Source organism: Streptococcus parasanguinis, assembly GCF_001578955.1.
GTDB lineage: Bacteria > Bacillota > Bacilli > Lactobacillales > Streptococcaceae > Streptococcus > Streptococcus parasanguinis_U.
Window position 1 is genome coordinate 157,371 of the sequence record NZ_KQ969692.1, and the last position, 2,185, is coordinate 159,555.

Annotated in this window: 1 protein-coding gene; it reads right to left on the bottom strand. The window is 49.2% G+C overall.

Features of this window, described 5'->3' with window-relative positions; genetic code table 11:
- Positions 1-2,185: Ig-like domain-containing protein (locus SPADD19_RS08950; RefSeq protein ID WP_241496575.1), on the bottom strand; the 2,185-nt coding region annotated here is incomplete at both ends.

The following is a 2,185-nucleotide window of genomic DNA, read 5'->3' on the forward strand; positions in this document are numbered from 1 at the left end:
ATCACATATTCACTTGGAGCTCCAACGCCGTGGTCTTCGTGGAAACCAACATGGAGGTTATCCACTGCTCGCTTGGTCAAGATACCAGAATCCCCAAACAAGATACCGACAGAATCTTCCGCATTGTTACGACCCCAGTTGGTCCAACGGTTAGCTGGAGCATCGGTAAAGGAGATGACCTTGTCATTGACCTTAGCAACTGGATCTGCATCGTTAGAGTCACTTGCAAAAGCGAGTGGCAAGACAGATCCTGTCCATTGCTCTGCTACGTTGGCCCCCTTGACTGTGTTTGCGGAAACACGAATATGAAGACGTGTTGGAAGATCCGTTCCTTCTACACGACCGGCTAGGACAACTTCTCCTTCTTTGGCCAAGAGTTGCGGATCGACCGCATCCCAGGCCACCTTAGCAGTATAGGTCTTACCATTAGAGTGATAGGTCCGCACGCTTTCTGGAAGAGCTGGTTTTTCTCCGACTGGAGTGGTAGTGCTGACTTCTTCTACAGCGATAATGCCTTCAACCGTCACTTGAGCTTGGGCTTCTTTTTCCACACCCTCTACATGACCTGTGACTGTAAAGCTATGGTAATCCTTGACTTGATCTGCGGTTACAGCATCCCAGGTCACGCGTTTTTCTTTAGGGAATCCCTTGTCATACTCGACCAAGACGGTCTCTGGAAGAGCTGGCAAAACATTTCGATCGGTGCTGATTCGTACAGGACGCACCTTCACAACCGTTTTTTCTTCTGGATTTGGCGTGATGGTAAAGGTGACTTCTCCTGTTTGTCCTTGGAAGTTAGCTTCTAAATGAACCAATCCTGCTTCCCGCAATTCCAAACCTTTATTGGTTGCGACGGCTTTTCCTTGGCTACCAGCTCTTGTCTTCACATCGATTTGATCTGCTTTGAGACTTGCCTGGCTACCATCTTGGTAATGGGCAATGACTTCAAGTGGTACCGTTTGGTCTTCCTTGAGTTCCTGTCCTTCTGGCAGACGCAATTCTAGGCGCTCAATCTGTGGACTTTCTTCTTGGAATTGGACCACATAGGTCTGTACAGCTCCCGTATCCTGAGCAGTTACAAAGATTTGAGCTTTCAAACCATTTTCACGGTTAGCTTGTAGGACCGTCACTTGGGCATTTTCTGCACTTGCTGTGACTTGACCTGGCTCTTGACCATAAGCGAGGGAACGGAAAATAGTATGGTTGCCACTACCAAATTTTGGAAGAGCTACTCCATCTAGCTGAACCGTTGGTTTCTTAGCCTTGGCTACATCTCCTCCTGCAACCACTAGTGTCGCTTGGACCGTTTCCCCATTGCCTAGGAGTCCTGTCGCCTTCAAGCGTGCTCCTGGTGTGGACAACTGATCTTCTTGACCAGCTTCCAAGGTCCATTGATCGACCTCATAGTGAGCAGTGGTGCCATCAGTGAAGACTAATTGCACAGCCTTATCCACCGTTGCTAGATCTGCTCCCTGTGGGATTTGTTTGATGACTGGAAGGACTTGTTCCACGCCGATCACATCGACCAGAGCTTCGACCGTGCGTCCTTGAACATGTCCTGTCACACGGACTTGGCCTGCACGGCTATAGTCTGCCGCATCCCATTCAACGGCTTCTTCTTGGGCCTTGCCATCACTATAGACCACATTGACCTTACTTGGTAAGGTTGGTTTTTCTCCTAGATAAGCACTTTGTCGAACAGGTTCCACACCTAATACAGTGCGTTCTGCTTGGTCCTTCTTACCTGTAAAGAGGCTGACTTGGTCTGATTGCAAGCGGTCTGAGTCTGCATACAGAGTAAAGGCACCCGCTTGCTCAGTTGATTTGACAATCACAACCCCTTTGCCATTGAAGGCTTTGCGTTGCCATGAGCCATCTTCCTGCGCTTTGTAGCGTTCACGGCTGGCTTGTTCCCCATTATCGACACCGACAATTTGGCCTTGTCCATGCAAATGGAAATGCACCAAATTATTGGCAGTTGGCACGACACGACCTTCTTCATCGACGATTTCATAGGTAATATAGGTCAGATCCTTGCCGTCCGCTGCAATCGCGTGTTCTTCTTTCAACAAACGAACACCCGCAGGCTTGCCGGCTGTTTCGACTTGATCTTTCGCGATCACTTCTCCTGCTTCGTTGCGCGCAATAGCTTCCACTTTGCCAGGTACATAAGGGACCAACCACT